General features: G+C 42.6%; 2 protein-coding genes. One reads left to right on the top strand and one right to left on the bottom strand.

The window, feature by feature from the left end; all coding sequences use genetic code 11:
- A partial coding sequence (locus K5Q99_RS21360; protein WP_220778069.1) for an LTA synthase family protein occupies positions 1-1,244 on the top strand: 1,244 nt, incomplete at its 5' end.
- 585 nt (positions 1,245-1,829) lie between these two features.
- Here the strand turns inward: K5Q99_RS21360 and typA are convergent.
- Positions 1,830-3,641 (bottom strand): translational GTPase TypA, encoded by a 1,812-nt coding sequence (gene typA, locus K5Q99_RS21355; protein ID WP_106651716.1) that lies wholly within the window; start codon positions 3,639-3,641, stop codon positions 1,830-1,832.
- Between the last annotated feature and the right edge of the window lie 425 nt (positions 3,642-4,066).

The following is a 4,066-nucleotide window of genomic DNA, read 5'->3' as shown; positions in this document are numbered from 1 at the left end:
GTATTTATACAGGTGGTAAAGGAACTACTCAAAACTTCAAGCGTACTGATTATAAATTCTTTAATTCCGAAGAGCTTAAACAACAGCTAAATAAGACAGAAGATGAAGCATATAAATATCCATACGTAAGCCAATTCTCAGAGAATACACCCAATGGCCGAAATTTAGTTATCATTTTGGTAGAAGCGTTAAGCTATGCTTATATAGATGGATTATCGGGTTCAGACTATAAAGTCACACCATTTTTAGATGAACTGTCAAAAAAAGCTGAGGTTTATGATAATTTCTATGCTGTTGCTCAACGCAGTAACTTAGGTGTTCAAGCGAGCTTGTTTGGCATACCTCCCCTTGAGAGTGTTGGTTATATCGGAGGAGGACTGGAATTATCACGCCTTACAAAAATTGGTAATATTGCTCAAGCTCATGGCTACCAAACCCAAATGCTGCAAAGCTCAAAACGTGACTCGATTCGTTTAGATTCGATAGCCAACTATGCTGGTTTTCAGCAATATCTTGGACGTAGTGATATCCCAATAACACGAACTGACTACCCCGATCCTGATGGCGCACAGTTTGGTTGGGATTATGAGATGTTGATGAAAACACTCGAATTAGCAAACGAAAAAACTAAGCCATTTATTAGTTTTTCGTTTACAGGTACCACCCATATGCCATATGTAGAAACACCGAAGCATTTACAGGTTTATCCATATGGACAAGATACATTCACCGATTTTTTGAATACTGTTAGATATACAGATGAATCTCTTAAAGCATTTTTTGCGGAAGCATCAAAACAGGACTGGTACGAAAATACAACCTTTATGATTTTGGCAGATCACACCTTGTTCAAAACGAAAACGCCGGGCTTAGAAAGCGCATTCCATATTCCGTTATGGATTTATCGTCCTGGGCAAAATATTCCCCCTAAACGACATAAAATACTCGCAAGCCAATTAGATATTTTACCTACCGCTTTTGATTTGCTCGGATTTAATGACGAGTTTGCATCAGTTGGTCGCTCTCTTTATAGGGAACGAAAACCCTATAGTATTGTAGTAAAAGGCGACTTGCTTGGCGCATTTACCAACTCAGGTAGTTTTTTAATCGCTGGAGATAAAATCATATCTGAGAGTGAAAGTGTAGATTTTATTGAGAATCAGGCACCTAAGTATGCAGAACAGCTAAAGCTTGAATTTCAACTCTCACAGCAAGCAGTTTTGAACAATACTTGGGTTAAATAGCATCAAAGCACTGCTAATCTAACGAAGCACAATGCAGATAATGGCTTACATCACTATCTGCAGTATTTCTTAATATACAGGTCATAACATTGATTACAGTTAGTAAATCACTCAATCTTATCGCTGATACTATTCCTATGCGAATACCAGATAAATGGTTTTATAGCTAACCCTATACAGCCAGACCGACAGCAACTGATCCGTTCCCTTTTTGACGAATATATTAAAATTTATTCCTTCCACGATGACAGGCTAAGCCGTCGCTTTAGTAAGAACTATATCAGCTACCCAGGAAGTTACTGACAGGGAAAAATGCCTGCTGTTCACTCGACAATGAATTTGCACAAGACCTAAGCGGAACCATACTAAATGTTAGATCTCTCCTTACAAAATCTTGCCGCAATTGCGTATGGTGAATCGATAAGGAGTAATACAAGATCTCAAGATTCAGAAGTTTGAATTAATCGCCGGCATACCCATGACCAAATCAGCACCAACAAAAAGCCCCGCATAGTTTCCTATGCAGGGCTTTTTACACCGATTGACTCACCTTAAGGGTGTGCCACCTGAATCAACAGGCTGGCATTAACCGCGGTTAAAGCGCTTACGATCGTTTTCAGTCAAGTGTCTCTTACGAACACGGATGCTCTTAGGTGTTACTTCAACCAATTCGTCATCATCGATGAACTCAAGCGCTTGCTCAAGTGTCATTGTGATTGGCGTAGTCAGCACTTGCGCTTCGTCAGTACCTGAAGCACGCATGTTGGTCAGCTGCTTACCTTTCAGACAGTTAACTGTCAGGTCGTTTGAGCGAGCATGGATACCAACTACTTGGCCTTCGTATACTTCAGCAGCGTGGCCAATAAAGAGACGGCCGCGGTCTTGTAGACCGAACAGTGCGAATGTCAGAGCCTTACCTGTCGCGTTAGAAATCAATACGCCGTTAGCACGTTGACCGATATCGCCACCTTTGTGTGGACCGTAATGGTCGAACGAGTGGTAAATTAGACCTGTACCAGAAGTCGCTGTTAAGAATTCAGTTTGGAAACCGATTAAACCGCGGCTTGGGATAATAAAGTCGATACGTACACGACCTTTACCATCAAGCTGCATGTCTTTCATTTCAGCTTTACGGGTACCTAACTTCTCGATCACTGTGCCTTGATCTTCTTCTTCAACGTCAACAGTTAACGTTTCGAATGGCTCACACAATTCACCGTCGATGGTTTTCAGAATAACTTCTGGACGTGATACAGCTAACTCGTAACCTTCACGACGCATGTTTTCAATCAAGATTGATAAATGCAATTCACCACGGCCTGATACGCGGAAGCGATCTGGACTTTCAGTTTCTTCAACACGCAGTGCCACGTTGTGGACCAATTCTTGTTGTAAACGCTCAAGAATGTTACGTGAAGTCACATACTTACCTTCTTTACCCGCAAAAGGTGAAGTGTTGACTTGGAACGTCATGGTCAGAGTTGGTTCATCAACTGATAATGGCGGTAACGCTTCTACAGCGCCAGCAGCACAGACAGTGTCAGAAATTTTCAACTCACCTAAACCAGTGATAGCAACGATATCGCCTGCGTTAGCAACTTCAACTTCAGTACGCTCTAGACCCATGTAACCTAATACCTGGCCCATTTTACCGTTACGGGTTTTGCCATCAGCACCAACAATAGTGACTTGTTGGTTAGTTTTGATGCTACCACGCTTGATACGGCCGATACCGATAACACCCACGTATGAGTTGTAATCCAGCTGCGAAATTTGCATCTGGAAACTACCTTCTGAGTCAGCATCAGGGAATGATACTTTTTCAACGATAGTTTGGAACAGCGGCGTCATGTCTTCACTTGCAACATCTGGATCTAAAGTTGCAAAACCGTTTAACGCTGAAGCGTAAACGATTGGGAAATCTAACTGCTCGTCAGTTGCGCCTAAGTTATCGAACAGGTCGAATACTTGGTCGATAACCCAATCAGGGCGCGCGCCTGGGCGGTCAATTTTGTTGATAACAACGATTGGCTTTAAGCCTTGAGCAAACGCTTTCTTCGTTACGAAGCGAGTTTGTGGCATTGGACCGTCAACGGCATCAACTAGCAATAATACTGAGTCAACCATAGACAGAACACGCTCAACCTCACCACCGAAATCGGCGTGGCCAGGGGTATCAACGATGTTGATACGGTAGTCGTTCCACTTGATGGCAGTATTTTTTGCCAGAATCGTGATCCCACGTTCCTTTTCAAGATCGTTGGAGTCCATCACCCGCTCAGTAGCTTCTCCTCGGGTTGCAAGGGTGCCTGACTGTGACAGCAACTTGTCTACCAGGGTCGTTTTGCCATGGTCAACGTGTGCAATAATGGCGATGTTACGTAAATTCTCTAGCACGGATAAACCTCTTACCATCAAACAAAAATAGGGATATTTCAGTAATTCGTTATAGTGTCCCGACTCGACCCACCATAATAAAAAGCGGGTCATTCTACTCCAGAGCGGCCTTGGCGCACAGGATTATTTTTGAACACTTATAAAACAATCCGCCGATCCTTGGCTAATTCCTGCCAATATTCCATTGAGTGAAATCCGCTAATGCCACAGTTAAAGCACTGTTCAATTGCCATATTCGTAGGAAAAATCCGAGTTAAACAGCTGAATTTACTATTTTTCATAATCTAGACGCAAAGTACTGAAGGATCCCCTCATAAATCAGCCATAGCATAGCCATATTTGAGCAACTGATTGGCGAATAATACCCAGGCCGCCAGCAATTCTTTCTCCGTGATTTGATAATCAGGCCGCCTGAGTACCTCCAA

Origin of the sequence: Shewanella hafniensis (genome assembly GCF_019655335.1) — a bacterium.
GTDB lineage: Bacteria > Pseudomonadota > Gammaproteobacteria > Enterobacterales > Shewanellaceae > Shewanella > Shewanella hafniensis.
Note: the sequence above shows the minus strand (reverse complement) of the source record. Positions and strands in the feature narration are given on the sequence as shown.